The sequence below is a fragment of the Streptomyces sp. NPDC052225 genome (assembly GCF_040679615.1).
Lineage (GTDB): Bacteria > Actinomycetota > Actinomycetes > Streptomycetales > Streptomycetaceae > Streptomyces.
Map to the genome: position 1 here is coordinate 122398 of NZ_JBFAVD010000003.1, position 14472 is coordinate 136869.

Genomic DNA, 14472 nt, shown 5'->3' on the forward strand with positions numbered 1-14472 from the left:
CACGTCGGTAGGGTCGGTTCGGTGATCGACATTCCGGGTGGCCTGGTGGAGTCGCAGTACACGTACGCCGGGGAGGCCGGACGTGCGTTCATCGCGGCGCTGCCCGCGCGGGTCGAGGAGTTCCTGGAGAGGTGGGGCCTGCGGCCCGACGGGGCGCCGATGCACGGGATGGGCGCGCTGGTGCTGCCCGTGGTGCGGGCGGCCGACGGGGTGCCCGCGGTGGTGAAGTTCCAGGTCCTCGACGAGGAGACCGAGGGGGAGCCGGTCGCGCTGCGGCTGTGGGGCGGCGACGGGGCGGTCCGGCTCCTCGACCACGACCCGGCCACGGGCACGATGCTGCTCGAACGCCTCGACGCGGGGCGGATGTTGAGCGGTGTGGAGGACTCGCGCAGGGCGGTGCTCGTCATCGCGGAGCTGCTCGCACGGCTGACGGCCGGGCCGGCGCCGACCGGGGTGCGGCGGCTGTCGGACATCGCGGGCCGCATGCTCGCCGACGTACCGGAGGCCCTGCCGCGGATCGCCGACCCGGTCGGGCGGGGGATCGTGGCGGACTGCGCGGCGGCCGTACGGGAAGTCGCCGATGAACCCGGCGACCGGCTGCTCCACTGGGACCTGCACTTCGAGAACGTCCTCGCGCCGCTCGACGGCCGGGAGCCGTGGCTGGCGATCGATCCGAAGCCGCTCGCCGGGGACCCGGGGTTCGACCTGTGGCCCGCGCTCGACAACCGTTTCGAGCCGGACGAGGTGGTGTGGCGGTTCGACGCGATGACGGACGTGCTCGGTCTCGACCGGGGGCGGGCGCGCGCGTGGACGCTGGGGCGGGTGTTGCAGAACGCGCTGTGGGACGTCGAGGACGGGCGGCCGCTCGCGGCGGACGGGATGGAGATCGCACGGCGGCTCGCTCCGCGCTGAGCCGGGTTGACCTGCGGGGGTGGCGGGGCCGGTGACCTGCGGCGGTAGCCTGCGGGCATGATCCGTAACGCCACGCCCGCCGACGTCCCCGTCATCCACGCCATGGTCCGTGAACTCGCCGAGTACGAGAAGGCGTTGGACGAGGCCCGGGCCACCGAGGAGCAGGTGCGCGAGGCGCTGTTCGGGGAGCGGCCCGCCGCGTTCGCGCACATCGCCGAGGACGAGTCGACCGGAGAGCCCGTCGGGTTCGCGCTGTGGTTCCTGAACTTCTCGACGTGGCGCGGGGTGCACGGGATCTACCTGGAGGACCTGTACGTACGTCCCGAGGCGCGCGGCGGCGGCCACGGCAAGGCGCTGCTGACCGAGCTGGCGCGGATCTGCGTGGAGCGCGGTTACGAGCGCCTGGAGTGGTCGGTGCTGAACTGGAACGAGCCGTCGATCAACTTCTACCGGGCGCTCGGGGCGCTGCCGCAGGACGAGTGGACGGTGTACCGCCTGACGGACGACGCCCTCAACGAGCTCGGCAAGTAAGGGACTTACGGCTCCAGGACCACCTTGCCCGTCGTGCCCCGCGTCTCCAGGGCGCGGTGGGCGGCGGCCGCGTCGGCGAGCGGGAAGCGGTGCACCGCCGGGGCGAGGACGCCGCTCGCGGCCTGGGCGAGGGCGGCGAGTTCGAGGGTGCGTACGGGATTGTCGCCGCCGGCCTTGCGCATCATCGCGGGGCCGAGGACCTGTTCCTGGGTGATCGCGCGGCGGGCGAGGTCGTCCTCGGCGAGCAGGAGCGGGCCGCTGTCGCCGCCGATGCCCTGGCCGGACCAGCCGAAGATGAGGTGCTGCCCGCCGGGGCCGAGCAGGTCGAGGGCGGCGGTGGCGGTGTCGCCGCCGACGCCGTCGAAGAGGACGGTGGCGTCGAGGCCGCGCGCGTCGAGGAACTTCCGCGCCAGGGCGGGCCAGTCGGGGTCCTTGTAGTCGAGGGCGAGGTCGGCGCCGTTCGCCTCGACGAGGGCGGTCTTCGCGGGGCCGCCGGCCAGGCCGACGACGGTGCCGCCCGCGTGCTTCACGTACTGGACGAGGAGCGTGCCGATGCCGCCGGCCGCGGCCGGGACGAGGGCGACGGTGTCGGGTGTGACGGCCGTGAAGTTGAGGATGCCCAGGGTGGTGCGGCCCGTGCCGATCATGGCGACGGCCTGGGCCGCGTCCAGGTTCGGCGGGATCTCGTGGAGCCGGGCGGCGTCGGTGACGGCGAGTTCGGCGTAGCCGCCGGGGGCGAAGCCGAGGTGGGCGACGACCTGCTTGCCGAGCCAGGACGGGTCGGTGTCCGGGCCGAGCGACTCGACGGTGCCGGCGACCTCGCGGCCGGGGATCGTGGGCAGGTCGGGGAGCTGGGGGAGCGGGCCCTTCTCGCCGCCGCGGATCGCGGTGTCGAGCAGGTGGACGCCCGCGGCCGCGACCGCGATCCGGACCTGTCCCGGGCCGGGCTCGGGGTCGTCGGTCTTCTCGTACGTGAGGTTCTCGGCGGGGCCGAAGGCGTGCAGTCGGACGGCGTGCATGGGCGCTCCCGAGGGGCTCTGGGTGTCGGTGGCGCCAGTCTTCGACCTCAAGCGTGGTTGAGGTCAAGGCCCGCTCCGCCGGGGCCGGGCGGCGGTGATTGTCAGTGGCGGCGTGCAGCATGGGGTCATGGCGGACAGGCGTGGTGCGGCGGCGAAGGTGAAGAAGGCGCGGCGGCCGGAGGTGCGGCTGCCCCCGCTGGTGCCGTGGGCGGCGGGCGGCCGCCTCGAACCGGACGGGGACTACGACGGGGTGGAGTTCCGCGACGCGGACTTCGCCGGGCAGGAGGGGATCGGGGCGCGGTTCATGGACTGCGCGGTGGAGGGGTGCGGCTTCGACGAGACGGGGCTCGCCAAGGCGCGGATCCTGGACTCGACGCTGACCGGGGTGCGGGGCGTGGGCACGGACCTGGCGGGGGCGACGCTGCGGGACGTGGAGCTGGTGGACGCGCGCCTCGGCGGGGTGCAGCTGCACGGGGCCGTGATGGAGCGGGTCGTGATCCGCGGCGGGAAGATCGACTACCTGAACCTGCGCAAGGCGAAGCTGAAGGACGTGGTCTTCGAGGGCTGCGTGCTGGTGGAGCCGGACTTCGGGGGTGCGCGCCTGGAGCGCGTGGAGTTCGCGGGGTGCGTGCTGAAGGGCGTCGACTTCTCGGGGGCGACGCTGGTGGACGTCGACCTGCGGGACGCGGCGGACCTGGAGATCGCGCGGGGTGTGGACCGGCTGGGCGGCGCGGTGATCTCCACGTCCCAGCTCCTCGACCTGGCGCCGGTGTTCGCGGCGTTCCTGGGGGTGCGGGTGGAGGGGAGCTGAGGGAGCCCGGCTACTTCACGCGCGGGAAGCGGCCCTGGAGGTCCCAGATCGCCGGGTTGTCGGCCAGGTCCTCGTGCATGTCCGTGAGGTCGGCGAGCAGGTCGTGCAGGAAGTCCCGTGCCTCGCGGCGCAGTTCGGAGTGGGAGAAGGTCAGCGGGGGCTCGTCGCCGGGCATCCAGTCGGCCTCGATGTCGACCCAGCCGAAGCGGCGCTCGAAGAGCATGCGGTCGGTCGACTCGGTGAAGTCCAGCTCCGCGTACTGGGGGGTCGCGGAGCGGCTGCCGCGCGGGTCGCGGTCGACGCGCTCCACGATGTCGCACAGCGCCCACGCGAAGTCGAGCACCGGCACCCATCCCCAGGCTGTGGACAGTTCCCGGTCGGCCTTGGTGTCGGCCAGGTACACGTCGCCGCAGAACAGGTCGTGGCGCAGCGCGTGGACGTCCGCGCGCCGGTAGTCCGTCTGCGGCGGGTCCGGGAAGCGGCGGGAGAGGGCGTAACCGATGTCGAGCACGTACGTGATGGTGTCATGCCGGTGACGGTGCGGCTCAGGGCAGCAGGCGCTGCTCCTTCGCCACGGCGACCGCGCCCGCCCGGGTGTCGACGCCGAGCTTGTCGTAGATCCGGCCGAGGTGCGTCTTCACGGTGGCCTCGCTGATGAACAGGGCCTTGGCGATCTCCCGGTTGCCGAGCCCGTGCGCGAGCTGGGCGAGGATGTCGCGCTCGCGGTCGGTGAGGGTGGGCCGGGGCGTGCGCATATTGGCCATGACGCGGCTGGCGACCGGAGCCGACAGGGTCGTACGGCCCTGCGCCGCGGCGTGGATCGCGGCGAACAGCTCCTCCGGGCGCTCGGCCTTCAGGAGGTAGCCCGTGGCGCCGGCCTCGATGGCGCGGGTGATGTCGGCGTCGGTGTCGTACGTGGTGAGGACCAGGACGTGGGGGCTGCCGCCCGGGTCGGCGGACGTGAGGCGGCGGGTCGTCTCGACGCCGTCGATGCCGTCGCCGAGCTGGAGGTCCATGAGGACGACGTCCGGGTTCAGTTTCGCGGCGAGGGCGACGGCCTCCTCTCCGGTGCCCGCCTCGCCGACGACCTCGATGTCCGGGGCGCTGTCCAGCAGGGCGAGCAGCCCGGCCCGGACGACGACGTGGTCGTCGCAGAGCAGGATGGTGGTGGGCGTCTTGTCGGGGCTGGTCATGGGGTGGACCTCCTGGTGGGTTCGGCAGCATCACGCCCGAGCGAATCAGGCCCTTGGGGCGCGGGTGAGCCAATCAAGCCCCTGCGGCGATTGAGCAGCGGGGTCCGGGGCAGAGCCCCGGGGCCTCAGCATCATTGCCGGGTGCGGCGCCGTGGGGGCTGGTCGGCGCAGTTCCCCGCGCCCCTGCGGGGCGCTCCTACGGAGCCCGAGGCTCCAGCGGGACCGAGACGCTGAGGACCGTGCCCTCGCCCGGGGCCGACTCGATCGTCAGGGTGCCGCCGAGCTGATGAACCCGCGCCCGGATCGCCGGAAGACCGTGGCCCCGTACGCCGGAAGGACCCGCCGGCAAGGACGCCGGGTCGAACCCGTGCCCGTCGTCGGCGACATCCAGCAGCGCCCGGTCGTCGTCGAGCAGGGTCAGCGTCACCGCCGCACTCGTCGCCCCGGAGTGCTCCCGTACGTTGGCCAGCGCGCCCTGCGCGATCCGCAGCAGCCCCGACCGCACCCGGTCGGGGAGTACGGCCCCGTCACCCCCGTCGACGAGTACCCGTACGGTGAGGCGCTCCCCGGACTCCCGCCCCGCGAGGGCCCGCAACGCCTCCTCCAGGCTGCCGCCGCGCGCGAGATCCGCGGGCGCGAGGTCGTGCACGAAGCGGCGTGCCTCGACGAGGTTGTGCTCGGCGATCGACGCGGCGGTGCGCACGTGGGTGTGGGCCTTGTCCGGCGCCGTGTCCCACACCCGGTCCGCCGCCTGCAACAGCATCTGCTGGCTGGACAGGCCCTGCGCGAGGGTGTCGTGGATCTCCATGGACAGGCGCTGGCGCTCGGCCAGCGTGCCTTCGCGGCGTTCGGACGCGGCGAGCTCACGGCGCGTACGGATCAGGTCGTCGATGAGGGCCCGCTGCCGTGCCGTCTGCCGCTGCATCTGGAGGAAGACGGCCGTGGCGAGGACGGCGACGGCCGGCGGCCCGAGGACCAGGTCGGGGTCCCAGCGCCCCGCGAGACGTACCTGCGAGGCGATGACGAGGACGGTCAGCAGGCCGACGAGGACGAGGGCGGTGCGCGTGGGCAGCGTGCGCAGGCCCGTGTAGAACAGCGGGATCCCCACCCACGCGAAGCTCGGCGCGAGGACGACGAGCACCACGACGACGGTGACGACCAGGCCCAGCCACAGCCGCCGCCGGGCGGCGGGCCTGCGCGGGCTGTCGCACGCGATGCCGGCGATGTACAGCACGGCGAGGGCCGCGCTGAGCGCGATGATCCACGGCGTGCGGGTGCCGCCGGGGTGGCGCAGCAGGAAGCGGGCGAGGGCGACGCCGAGCAGCAGGAAGAACGCGGCGTGCATGACGATCGTCAGCCACCGGGTGTCGTCCTCGTACGACCGGACGGGACGCACCGGATCCTGCGCTTGCATGGCCACGGCCACCTCCTCCGAACTGGGCAAACACTGCCATTGTCGGCCGACTGTCCGCCCCCGGGGTCAACCGATCGGATGACCCGGGCGTCGGCCGCTCGGCCCGCCGCGAGGAGCCGGTACGTCGACGGGTGAGGGCCGGTTCCGGGCCCAGGATTGATCTCAGAGCGGGACGGCGGGAACCGGGAGGACCGGAGGAGCCGGACCTCCGCCCTTCCACCTCTGTCCCACCCCTTTCACCCTGGAGTTGTTCCTCATGAAGCACGTCAAGAAGGTCTCGAAGCGCACCCGCGTCCTCACCGGCACCACCCTCGCCGCGGCCGTCGCCCTCGGTGGCGTCGGCGCCTACTCGGCGAGCGCCGCGGACACCGCCGCTCCGGCCGCCGCCAAGCCCGCCGCGGCGAAGGCGGACAACACCCTCCAGACGAAGCACCTGACGATCGTCGCCGCCCAGGACGCCGCCGAGGCCGTCCTCGACGCCGCGAAGAAGGAGAACCAGAAGGTCTCCGTCGCGATCGTCGACCGCAACGGCAACACCATCCTGACCCTGCGCGGCGACGGTGCGGGCCCGCAGTCCTACGAGGCCGCCGAGAAGAAGGCGTTCACCGCCGTCTCCTGGAACGCCCCGACCTCGGAGCTGACCAAGCGCCTGGAGTCGGCCCCGACCCTGAAGGACATCCCCGGCACCCTGTTCCTCGCCGGTGGCGCCCCGGTCACCGCCGACAACGCCCCGATCGCCGGCATCGGCGTCGCGGGCGCCCCGTCCGGCGACCTGGACGAGAAGTTCGCCCAGGCCGGCGTGGCCGAACTGGCGAAGTAGGCCACAGCCCGGTCCCCCGCCGGCCCCTGGGGCGCGCACGAAGTGCGCCGCCCTCAGGGGCACGGGGAACCGCGCGCCCAGCCACCATGTGAGCGCACTCGCCCATGACCCAGATCCTGCAACGGCGCGTGGGCGGAGCGGCACTCCAGCCCCGCCGCCTCACCCGGAGGGGCCCGATGAACCGCACCCTGCTGGAAGCGTCCCGCACCGGCGACGCCGAAGCCGTCCGCGCCGCCCTCACCGCCGGCGCCGACCCCGAGACCCGCGACGCCCACCACCGCACCCCCCTCCTCATCGCCGCCCTGCACGACCACGTCGCCGCCGCGGAGGCACTCGTCGAGGCGGGCGCCGACCCGAACGCGCAGGACGATCGCGACGACACCGCCTGGCTGGTGACGGGCGTCACCGGCAGCGTCGCCATGATGCGCACGCTGCTGCCCGCGGGACCCGACCTGAAGGTCACCAACCGGTTCGGCGGCATCTCCCTGATCCCCGCCTCCGAACGCGGCCACGTCGACTACGTGCGGGCCGTGCTGCGCGAGACCGACATCGACGTCGACCACGTCAACCGGCTCGGCTGGACCGCCCTGCTCGAAGCCGTGATCCTCGGCGACGGCGGCCGCCCGCACCAGGAGATCGTGGAGCTGCTCATCACGGCGGGCGCGACGCCCGACCTGCCCGACGGCGACGGCCTCACGCCTCTCGACCACGCCGAGCGGCGCGGGTTCGCCGAGATCGCCGGTCTGCTGAGGGCCGTACGGTGAAGCGCGCGGCCCTCACTCTCGTCGCCGCGGGCGTCCTGCTCGCGGGCTGCTCCACGACGAGCCAGGCCGAACCCGACCGCAAGTCCTCCACCACTCGGGCCGAACAGCGGGCCACCGCCCCGGCCCCGTCGGGCCGCACCCCCGAAGGCACCCTCCTCGTCGCCGACTTCGGCGCCGACACGGTCACCTTCATCGACCCCGACAAGGGCGCCTTCGACTCGGTGAAGGTCGGCGAGGCCCCCTACGGGCTGGCCGTCGGCGACGACGGGCGTGCCTGGGTGGCCACCGCCGAGGGCGTCGCGGTCGTCGACACGCACACCCGTGAACGTACGGCCCTCATCCCGTACGAGACGGACGAGACGCACGACCTCGGCCCCGTCACCGACGGCGAGTACCGCGGCGGCGGCATGGGCATCGCGCTCGCACCCGACGGCGACCACGTGTACGTGGGCGTCAACGTCCCCGGCGGCAACGGCACGTTGGAGACGATCGACACCAAGACCCGCGAAGTCACCGATGTCACGGACGTCGGCCGGCGCCCCTTCGACGTCGACGTGTCGCGCGACGGCGGCGAGGTCTACGCGACCGACCACGACTCGTTCGACGTCACGGTCGTCGACGCGCGCACCCACGACACGCGCCGCATCGAGGTCGCCCCGTACGGCACCGAGGGCGGCCTCGGCTCCTGGCTGAAGCCGCACTACGCGGCCGTACGGCCGTCCGACGGCAAGCTGCTGCTGCCGTTCGAGGGCGAGCGGCTCGTCGTCCTCGACCCGGAGACCGGCCGCTCGGCCATCGAGCGGATGACGGCCAACACCCACCAGCACGGCGTCACGATCACCCCCGACGGCACCCTCCTCGCCGTCGGCACGGGCCCGATCGACCCGTCCGAGGACGAGGGCCCCTCCCTGACGATCCGCACGAAGGACGGCACGGAGAAGGTCGTCCCGCTGGAGGGCCCGCACGAGGACGTCGCGGTCTCCGCCGACGGCGACACCGCGTACGTCACCGGCGGCTTCACCCGCGACGGCTTCTGGAACGGCATCACGGTCGTCGACCTCGACAGCGGCGACACCCGCCGACTGGCGGCGGGCGAACGCCCGTTGGGCATCGCGGTGCTCTAGCCGCTGCCGAAGCGGTCACATACCGGGCCATAGGATCACGAGGTGCGCACCCCCCGCGTCCTCGTGACCCTATGGCCCCTTCTTGCCCTCCTCGCTCTCACCGCCTGCCACGGCGGCGTCCACGGCACCCCCGGCAGGTCCGGGCTGCGCGACCCGTACTTCCCCCGGCTCGGCAACGGCGGCTACGACGTCGCCCACTACGACCTCGGTCTCGCCTACGACCCGGACACGCACCGCCTGACCGGCACCGCCGACATCACGGCGAAGGCGGGCAAGGACCTCAGCGCGTTCAACTTCGACCTGACCGGGATGACGGTGAAGAGCGTCACGGTCGACGGCGAGGAGGCCGTGGCCAGCCGCGCCGGGCACGAGCTGACGATCCGCCCGCACGACGAACTCCGGCGGGGCGACACGTTCCGCACCGTCGTGCGCTACTCCGGCGAGCCCGTCACGATCACCGACCCGGACGGCTCGAAGGAGGGCTGGCTGCGCACCGCCGACGGCGCGCTCGGCCTCGGCGAACCCACCGGCTCGATGGCCTGGTTCCCCGGCAACCACCACCCCTCGGACAAGGCGACGTACGACATCACGGTCACCGTCCCGAAGGGCGTACAGGCCGTCTCCAACGGCGAGCTGACGCGCACCTCGACCGCCACCGACGGATCCGGCGCGACCACCTACGCCTGGCACGTGCCGCAGCCGATGGCGAGTTACCTGGCGACGGTCGCGATCGGAGAGTTCCGGACGAGCAGCTCCACCACCCCCTCGGGACTGCCCGTCCACACGGCCGTCGACCCGCGGGAGGAGGCGGCGAGCGCGAAGGTCCTCGCCCGGCTCCCCGAGGTCGTGGCCTGGGAGACGAAGAGGTTCGGCCCGTACCCGTTCTCGTCCACCGGCGCGATCGTCGACCGCGAGGGCGACGCGGGCTACGCCCTGGAGACCCAGAACCGCCCCGTCTTCCCCGGAGCACCCGGACTCGGCCTGCTCGTCCACGAGTTGGCGCACCAGTGGTACGGCGACTCGGTCACCCCGAGGTCATGGCGCGACATGTGGCTCAACGAGGGCTTCGCGACGTACGCGGAGTGGCTGTGGGACGAGGACCACGACGGCGACACGGCGCAGGACACCTTCGACACCCTCCGCGCCACGTCGGCGAGCGACGGCATCTGGTCCTTCCCGCCCGCCGAACCGCCCAGCGCCGCGCACATCTCGGACGCCCCGGTCTACGAACGCGGCGCGATGGTCCTGCACCGCGTCCGTCAGATCATCGGCGACCCCGACTTCTTCTCTCTGCTGAAGAGTTGGCCCCGGGAGCACAAGTACGGAAACGCCGACACCGACGACTTCACGGCGTACGTGGAGAAGCGGAACCCCGGCAAGGAGGAGGCCCTTGCCGGGGTCTGGAAGGACTGGCTCTACGGCAACGGGAAGCCGAAGTAGCCGATCCGGTGCGTCAGTTGACGTTCACGGCCGCCCAGGTGGCCGCGACCGCCGCCCGCTCGGGGCTGCTCGCGCCGTACAGGTCGGACGCCGCCTGGAGGGTGGCGGTGCGCGCGGCGGCGTAGTCCGTCGACGACGTCATGTAGGTCGTCAGCGCCTTGTACCAGATCTGCTGAGCCTTGTCCCGGCCGATGCCGGCGATCGAAGTCCCGTTGTACGTAGGCGAGTTGTAGCTGACGCCGTTGATGGTCTTGGCGCCGCTGCCCTCGCTCAGCAGGTAGAAGAAGTGGTTGGCGACGCCGGACGAGTAGTGCACGTCGAGCCGGCCGACCGTGCGCGACCAGAAGTCGGCCGAGGAGCCGTCCTTGCTGGGCTTGTCCATGTAGCGCAGCGGGGTGCCGTCGCCGTTGATGTCGATCTTCTCGCCGATGAGGTAGTCGCCGACGTCGGCGGAGTTGCCCGCGTGGAACTCGACCGCCGTGCCGAAGATGTCGGAGGTCGCCTCGTTGAGGCCGCCCGACTCGCGGCTGTACTTCAGGCCGGCCGTGGACGCGGTCAGGCCGTGGCTCATCTCGTGGCCCGCGACGTCGAGGGAGGTCAGCGGGTGCTGGTTGCTGATCCCGTCCCCGTACGTCATGCAGAAGCAGCTGTCGGACCAGAAGGCGTTGACGTACGCGGTGCCGTAGTGGACCCGGCTGTACGCGGCCTTGCCGTCACCGGCGATGCCGTTGCGGTTGAAGGCCTCCTTGTAGAAGTCCCAGGTCTCGGCGGCTCCGTAGGCGGCGTCGACGGCGGCGGTCTGCCGGTTGGCGACCGTGCCGTCGCCCCACGTGTCGTCGGCGTCGTGGAAGAGGGTGCCGGTGCCGTTCGTACCGCCGTTGAGGTCGTACGTCTTGTGGCCGCCGCGCCCGCCGTCGACCAGGTCGTAGCCCCCGGAGGCGGAGGCGGTGGTGCCGAGGGCGACGGTGCCGCTGTACTCGCTCACCCCGGTGCCGTTCTCGATGGCCTGGTACCGGTACAGCTCCTCGCCGCTGTCGGCATCCGTGATGACGTGCAACTCGCTCGGAGTGCCGTCCTTCTGGGTGCCCGTCACGACGGTCTCGTACGCGAGGGTCGGCGCGGCGGACTTGTCGGCCGCCCACACGACCTTGCGTACGGAGTCGGCGGCGGCGCCCTTGATGCTCTTGTCGGCGGCGACGGCGGACTTCTTCGCGGCGGCGGTGGACTCGGCGGCGTCCGTCGACGCCACGGATATCGCACCCTTGCGGGCCTTCGTGGCGCCCTTGAGGCCGCCGTCCTTCGCGGTGTGGACGACGAGGTCGCCGCCGAGGACCGGCAGGCCGTCGAAGGTCCGCTCGTAGCGGGTGTGGACGGTGCCGTCCGCGTCCTTGACGACGTCACGTGCGACGAGCTTCTCGCCCTTCGCCAGGCCGAGTCGGGATGCCGTGGCGGAGGCGTCGGCCTGCGCGTCCTTGAGGGCGGCGACCCGCTGGGAGGCGCTGAGCGCGACGGCGGTGGCACCGTCCGCGCGGTCGGCCGCGTTGGCGGACGTGCCGGCCTGTACGCCGAGGACGACCATCGCGGCGGAGGCGACGAGGGCGGCGACGCGGGGAGCGGTAGAGCGGTGTCTCACTCGGAACTCCTTGAGTACCCGGGGGTGCGTGGGGGGCGCGGGGAGAGAGTGACACCGGGCACCCCTCGTTTGACAGAGCGCCGTCAAAGTTTTGCCGGTTCGTGTCCGGATGGGGTGGGTGGCTGTCCGTTAATCGACGGAGCCAGGCTGATTCGCGCCCTTGCGCAGCACCCGGCAGGGCCTGCCGAGCTGCCGGTCGCGCCGCCGGCCGATCTCCTCGTACCCGAGCGCGTTCCAGAAGGCGAGCGCCTTGGCATTCCCCTCGAGCACGGCGAGCCGCACCCCGTCCCGCCCGGCCTCCCGGAACCGCCGCTCGACGGCTTCCGCCAACTGCCGCCCGTAGCCCGAGCGCTGACGCCGCGCGTCGACGAGCAGCAGCCCGATCCACGGGTCGGGGTCGGCCGGATCGGGATGGTGCGCGAGCGTCACCACGACCCCGACCAGCTCACCTCCGGCCCGCCCGAGCAGGACCTCCGCCCCCGGCTGCGCCAACTCGTCGGCGAGCGAGGCGGCCACCTGCTCGGCGGTGATGTCGTCCGGGTCGGGAAAGTCCCCGCTGAGGGCGAAGAACTCCCGGTTGGAGGCGTAGATCCCGACGATCTCCAGCAGCAACTCGCCGGGGAGGGCGGGGCCGTCGGGGTCGGGTGCGGGGCTGAGGACTTCGAGGTGCATGGCCCCCATCCAACCCCCACCGCCGTGGCCGGTCGCGGATTGTCGGGCCGGTGCACCATTCAAGCCCCTGCGGCGATTGAGCAGCGGGGTCCGGGGCGGAGCCCCGTGGCCTTCACCCTGTCACCGGGTCACCGGAAAGACGCCCGCCCCCAAAAAACGTTGCGCCCACCCCGGCCCAGCCCCCAGGATCCCGCCATGGCCAAGACCGCCCACACCCCGAGCCGACTGCCCGCCGCCCTCCCGACCGGGCGGCGACAGCAGCAGACCGGCCCCCACCGGAAGCCGACCCCGCCCACGGAGTGACGGCGACCCTGGTCGCGGGCGCACTCGCCGGCTACGGCATCGCCGTACCGGTCGGCGCCATCGCGGCCTACCTGATCGCCCTCACCGCCCGTACGAATCTCCGTACGGGAGCCTGCGCCGCACTCGGCGTGGCCACCGCCGACGGCCTCTACGCCCTCGCCGCCGTGGTCGGCGGAGCCGCAGTCGCCCCCGCGATCCGCACCGTCCAGGAACCCCTGCGCTGGGCCTCGGCGGCCGTCCTGCTCGCCCTCGCGGCACACGGCCTGACGCAGGCCGTACGCCGCCACCGCGCACCCCCTGCGACGCCCCGTGACACCGGCGCCCAACTGACCGCGCCCCGCGCCTACTTGGGCCTGCTCGGCCTGACCCTGCTCAACCCCATGACGGTGATCTACTTCGCCGCGCTCGTGCTCGGCTCCGGCGACACCGTCTCGGGAGCCGCCCGGCGCACACTGTTCGCGGCAGCCGCGTTCGCCGCCTCCGCCAGCTGGCAACTCCTGCTCGCGTCCGGGGGAGCCCTGCTGGGCCGCGTGGCCACGGGCCCCCGCGCCCGACTCGGCACGGCACTCGCGTCCGGTGCGCTGATCACCGCGATGGCGATCCGGCTGGTGTGGCGGTGACGCAGCGTTCCGGCTTCGGTGATTTCGGGCCAACAGTGTCCGTGGGGTCGTAACCATTTGCTGACCCCGGAGGATTCCCGTGCCAGACCTCTTGAACTGGAGTGTTCGACCTGCAAGCCAGGGAGGGACAGCGAATGACGGATGGCAACGATCGGGACGGATCTGCCATGTCCTACAGTAGATCGTTTCAACGTCGGTAGTTTCGTGGCGACTGATCACCGACAACGGGGAGAACGATGAAGCTGCTCCGCGCCCGAAACGCAGCCGCAGGTATGGGAATCGCCGTCTTGGCGCTGATGTCTGTCGGAGTGACGCCCGCGCAGGCTGCAGGTGAGAACTGGACCGTGTACGCGACCTTCCTGTCGCCCAAGGGGTACGACATTCCTCTGCGCTACGGCCGGCACGACAACACCGCTGGCCACACGACTGGCTTTGGGGTCTATCACATCGAGGACCGCAACCACAGGCTGGGCCAGAGCTGGGCGACGTTCAAGGGAGACATTGACCAAGTTCTCCACAGCTCGAAGACGACGTGCAGCAAGGCGGGCACCACCTGGACATGCACCTCGCATGAGATTTCCGGCGTCAACTCGACGTGGGGGAACATGAAGGTCTCCTACACGCACAGTGACACAGGAACTCCTGACGGGCGCGCGAGGGGCATCATCACGGCCTACTACCTCAACGACTGCGGATGCTTTGCCCCGGGCAGCGAAGGAGCAAAGAAGGAGTGATGACCCATGTCGATGGTTGAGGACTACGCCGGCTTCCTGAAGGATTTCGGTGCTGCCGCAGCGGCGCATATCTCAAGTCAGGTGGGCGATCACGGTGAACTGACGTCCTGCGTGTTCTCGGAGGACCCCGAGGGCGTCTGGGCGGAGGCCACGCTGTCCCTCCGTGGGGTCACTGCACAGCGCCGAGGTGCACCTGTGTACACGCGCCGGAATCTGATCATTCGACGCGACGACGGTCCGGTCGACGACGCCCTGTCAGGAGCTGGCCTGTTCGCCAGCGCGGTGATTGAAGACCTCGACAACAGCTGGCGCTCATAGGGCAACAGTTGCCTTGCCGCTGGACGGAACGTCAACAGCGCAAGAAAGCGGGGAAGTCGTCGGCACCTGCGCAATCCAAGCCCCTGCGGTGGCTGAGAAGCGGAACCCCGTGGCCGACAGGACACTTGCGTCCGGTCTGCCGATCACCGCGATGGCGATCCGGC

At 72.0% G+C, this 14472-nt stretch carries 16 protein-coding genes; 10 read left to right on the plus strand and 6 right to left on the minus strand.

Annotation, left to right across the window (positions count from 1 at the left end; genetic code table 11):
* The first annotated feature begins 21 nt into the window (after positions 1–21).
* Entirely contained in the window at positions 22–912 is an 891-nt protein-coding gene (locus tag AB0L37_RS06180) for an aminoglycoside phosphotransferase family protein (protein WP_365500870.1), read from the plus strand.
* Positions 913–969: 57 nt separating this feature from the next.
* The gene (locus AB0L37_RS06185) at positions 970–1443 is read left to right on the plus strand and encodes a GNAT family N-acetyltransferase (protein WP_365500872.1); all 474 of its coding nucleotides are present in this window, start codon (positions 970–972) and stop codon (positions 1441–1443) included.
* 5 nt (positions 1444–1448) lie between these two features.
* On the opposite strand, the gene AB0L37_RS06190 is transcribed toward AB0L37_RS06185, so the two are convergent.
* Complete coding sequence (locus AB0L37_RS06190; protein ID WP_365500874.1) at positions 1449–2462, minus strand: zinc-binding dehydrogenase; 1014 nt, start codon at positions 2460–2462, stop codon at positions 1449–1451.
* A gap of 127 nt (positions 2463–2589) precedes the next feature.
* Here AB0L37_RS06190 and AB0L37_RS06195 point away from each other — a divergent pair, with 127 nt between their 5' ends.
* Complete coding sequence (locus AB0L37_RS06195) at positions 2590–3273, plus strand: pentapeptide repeat-containing protein (protein WP_365500876.1); 684 nt, start codon at positions 2590–2592, stop codon at positions 3271–3273.
* A 10-nt stretch (positions 3274–3283) separates the two neighbouring features.
* On the opposite strand, the gene AB0L37_RS06200 is transcribed toward AB0L37_RS06195, so the two are convergent.
* The 3 genes from AB0L37_RS06200 to AB0L37_RS06210 form a co-directional block, all read right to left on the minus strand.
* Entirely contained in the window at positions 3284–3784 is a 501-nt protein-coding gene (locus AB0L37_RS06200; protein ID WP_365500878.1) for a hypothetical protein, read from the minus strand.
* 34 nt (positions 3785–3818) lie between these two features.
* Positions 3819–4466, minus strand: coding sequence for a response regulator transcription factor (locus tag AB0L37_RS06205; protein ID WP_365500880.1), 648 nt, complete (start codon positions 4464–4466; stop codon positions 3819–3821).
* A 196-nt stretch (positions 4467–4662) separates the two neighbouring features.
* The gene (locus AB0L37_RS06210; protein ID WP_365501429.1) at positions 4663–5880 is read right to left on the minus strand and encodes a sensor histidine kinase; all 1218 of its coding nucleotides are present in this window, start codon (positions 5878–5880) and stop codon (positions 4663–4665) included.
* 256 nt (positions 5881–6136) lie between these two features.
* Between AB0L37_RS06210 and AB0L37_RS06215 the strand changes: the two genes are divergently transcribed.
* The 4 genes from AB0L37_RS06215 to AB0L37_RS06230 all read left to right on the plus strand — a co-directional run bounded on the left by AB0L37_RS06215 (position 6137) and on the right by AB0L37_RS06230 (position 10028).
* Positions 6137–6700, plus strand: a complete 564-nt coding sequence (locus AB0L37_RS06215; protein ID WP_365500882.1) for a heme-binding protein — start codon at positions 6137–6139, stop codon at positions 6698–6700.
* A 176-nt stretch (positions 6701–6876) separates the two neighbouring features.
* Positions 6877–7464 (plus strand): ankyrin repeat domain-containing protein, encoded by a 588-nt coding sequence (locus AB0L37_RS06220; protein WP_365500884.1) that lies wholly within the window; start codon positions 6877–6879, stop codon positions 7462–7464.
* Positions 7461–8588, plus strand: a complete 1128-nt coding sequence (locus AB0L37_RS06225; protein ID WP_365500886.1) for a YncE family protein — start codon at positions 7461–7463, stop codon at positions 8586–8588. The genes AB0L37_RS06220 and AB0L37_RS06225 overlap by 4 nt, the downstream gene beginning before the upstream one ends.
* 42 nt (positions 8589–8630) lie before the next feature.
* Positions 8631–10028: a M1 family metallopeptidase gene (locus AB0L37_RS06230; RefSeq protein WP_365500888.1), complete on the plus strand. Its 1398-nt coding sequence runs from the start codon at positions 8631–8633 to the stop codon at positions 10026–10028.
* A 13-nt stretch (positions 10029–10041) separates the two neighbouring features.
* Here AB0L37_RS06230 and AB0L37_RS06235 read toward each other — a convergent pair whose 3' ends face one another.
* Together AB0L37_RS06235 and AB0L37_RS06240 are read right to left on the minus strand one after the other, a co-directional pair.
* Complete coding sequence (locus tag AB0L37_RS06235; RefSeq protein WP_365501431.1) at positions 10042–11607, minus strand: M4 family metallopeptidase; 1566 nt, start codon at positions 11605–11607, stop codon at positions 10042–10044.
* Between the two features lie 183 nt (positions 11608–11790).
* The gene (locus AB0L37_RS06240; RefSeq protein ID WP_365500890.1) at positions 11791–12333 is read right to left on the minus strand and encodes a GNAT family N-acetyltransferase; all 543 of its coding nucleotides are present in this window, start codon (positions 12331–12333) and stop codon (positions 11791–11793) included.
* Between the two features lie 299 nt (positions 12334–12632).
* On the opposite strand from AB0L37_RS06240, the gene AB0L37_RS06245 reads away from it, so the two are divergent.
* The 3 genes from AB0L37_RS06245 (at position 12633) to AB0L37_RS06255 (ending at position 14308) form a co-directional block, all read left to right on the plus strand.
* A complete protein-coding gene (locus AB0L37_RS06245) occupies positions 12633–13256 on the plus strand; it encodes a LysE family transporter (RefSeq protein ID WP_365500892.1) in 624 nt (207 codons plus the stop codon).
* Between the two features lie 236 nt (positions 13257–13492).
* Complete coding sequence (locus AB0L37_RS06250) at positions 13493–13990, plus strand: hypothetical protein (RefSeq protein ID WP_365500894.1); 498 nt, start codon at positions 13493–13495, stop codon at positions 13988–13990.
* A 6-nt stretch (positions 13991–13996) separates the two neighbouring features.
* A complete protein-coding gene (locus AB0L37_RS06255) occupies positions 13997–14308 on the plus strand; it encodes a hypothetical protein (protein ID WP_365500896.1) in 312 nt (103 codons plus the stop codon).
* Positions 14309–14472: the final 164 nt, after the last annotated feature.

Excerpts from the sequence above, each read along its gene's own strand:
- AB0L37_RS06240 (WP_365500890.1), bottom strand. The coding sequence starts at position 12,333 with ATGCACCTCGAAGTCCTCAGCCCCGCACCCGACCCCGACGGCCCCGCC.
- AB0L37_RS06235 (WP_365501431.1), bottom strand. The coding sequence starts at position 11,607 with ATGGTCGTCCTCGGCGTACAGGCCGGCACGTCCGCCAACGCGGCCGAC.
- AB0L37_RS06190 (WP_365500874.1), bottom strand. The coding sequence starts at position 2,462 with ATGCACGCCGTCCGACTGCACGCCTTCGGCCCCGCCGAGAACCTCACG.
- AB0L37_RS06210 (WP_365501429.1), bottom strand. The coding sequence starts at position 5,880 with ATGCAAGCGCAGGATCCGGTGCGTCCCGTCCGGTCGTACGAGGACGAC.
- AB0L37_RS06215 (WP_365500882.1), top strand. The coding sequence starts at position 6,137 with ATGAAGCACGTCAAGAAGGTCTCGAAGCGCACCCGCGTCCTCACCGGC.
- AB0L37_RS06195 (WP_365500876.1), top strand. The coding sequence starts at position 2,590 with ATGGCGGACAGGCGTGGTGCGGCGGCGAAGGTGAAGAAGGCGCGGCGG.
- AB0L37_RS06255 (WP_365500896.1), top strand. The coding sequence starts at position 13,997 with ATGTCGATGGTTGAGGACTACGCCGGCTTCCTGAAGGATTTCGGTGCT.
- AB0L37_RS06185 (WP_365500872.1), top strand. The coding sequence starts at position 970 with ATGATCCGTAACGCCACGCCCGCCGACGTCCCCGTCATCCACGCCATG.
- AB0L37_RS06220 (WP_365500884.1), top strand. The coding sequence starts at position 6,877 with ATGAACCGCACCCTGCTGGAAGCGTCCCGCACCGGCGACGCCGAAGCC.
- AB0L37_RS06250 (WP_365500894.1), top strand. The coding sequence starts at position 13,493 with ATGAAGCTGCTCCGCGCCCGAAACGCAGCCGCAGGTATGGGAATCGCC.
- AB0L37_RS06205 (WP_365500880.1), bottom strand. The coding sequence starts at position 4,466 with ATGACCAGCCCCGACAAGACGCCCACCACCATCCTGCTCTGCGACGAC.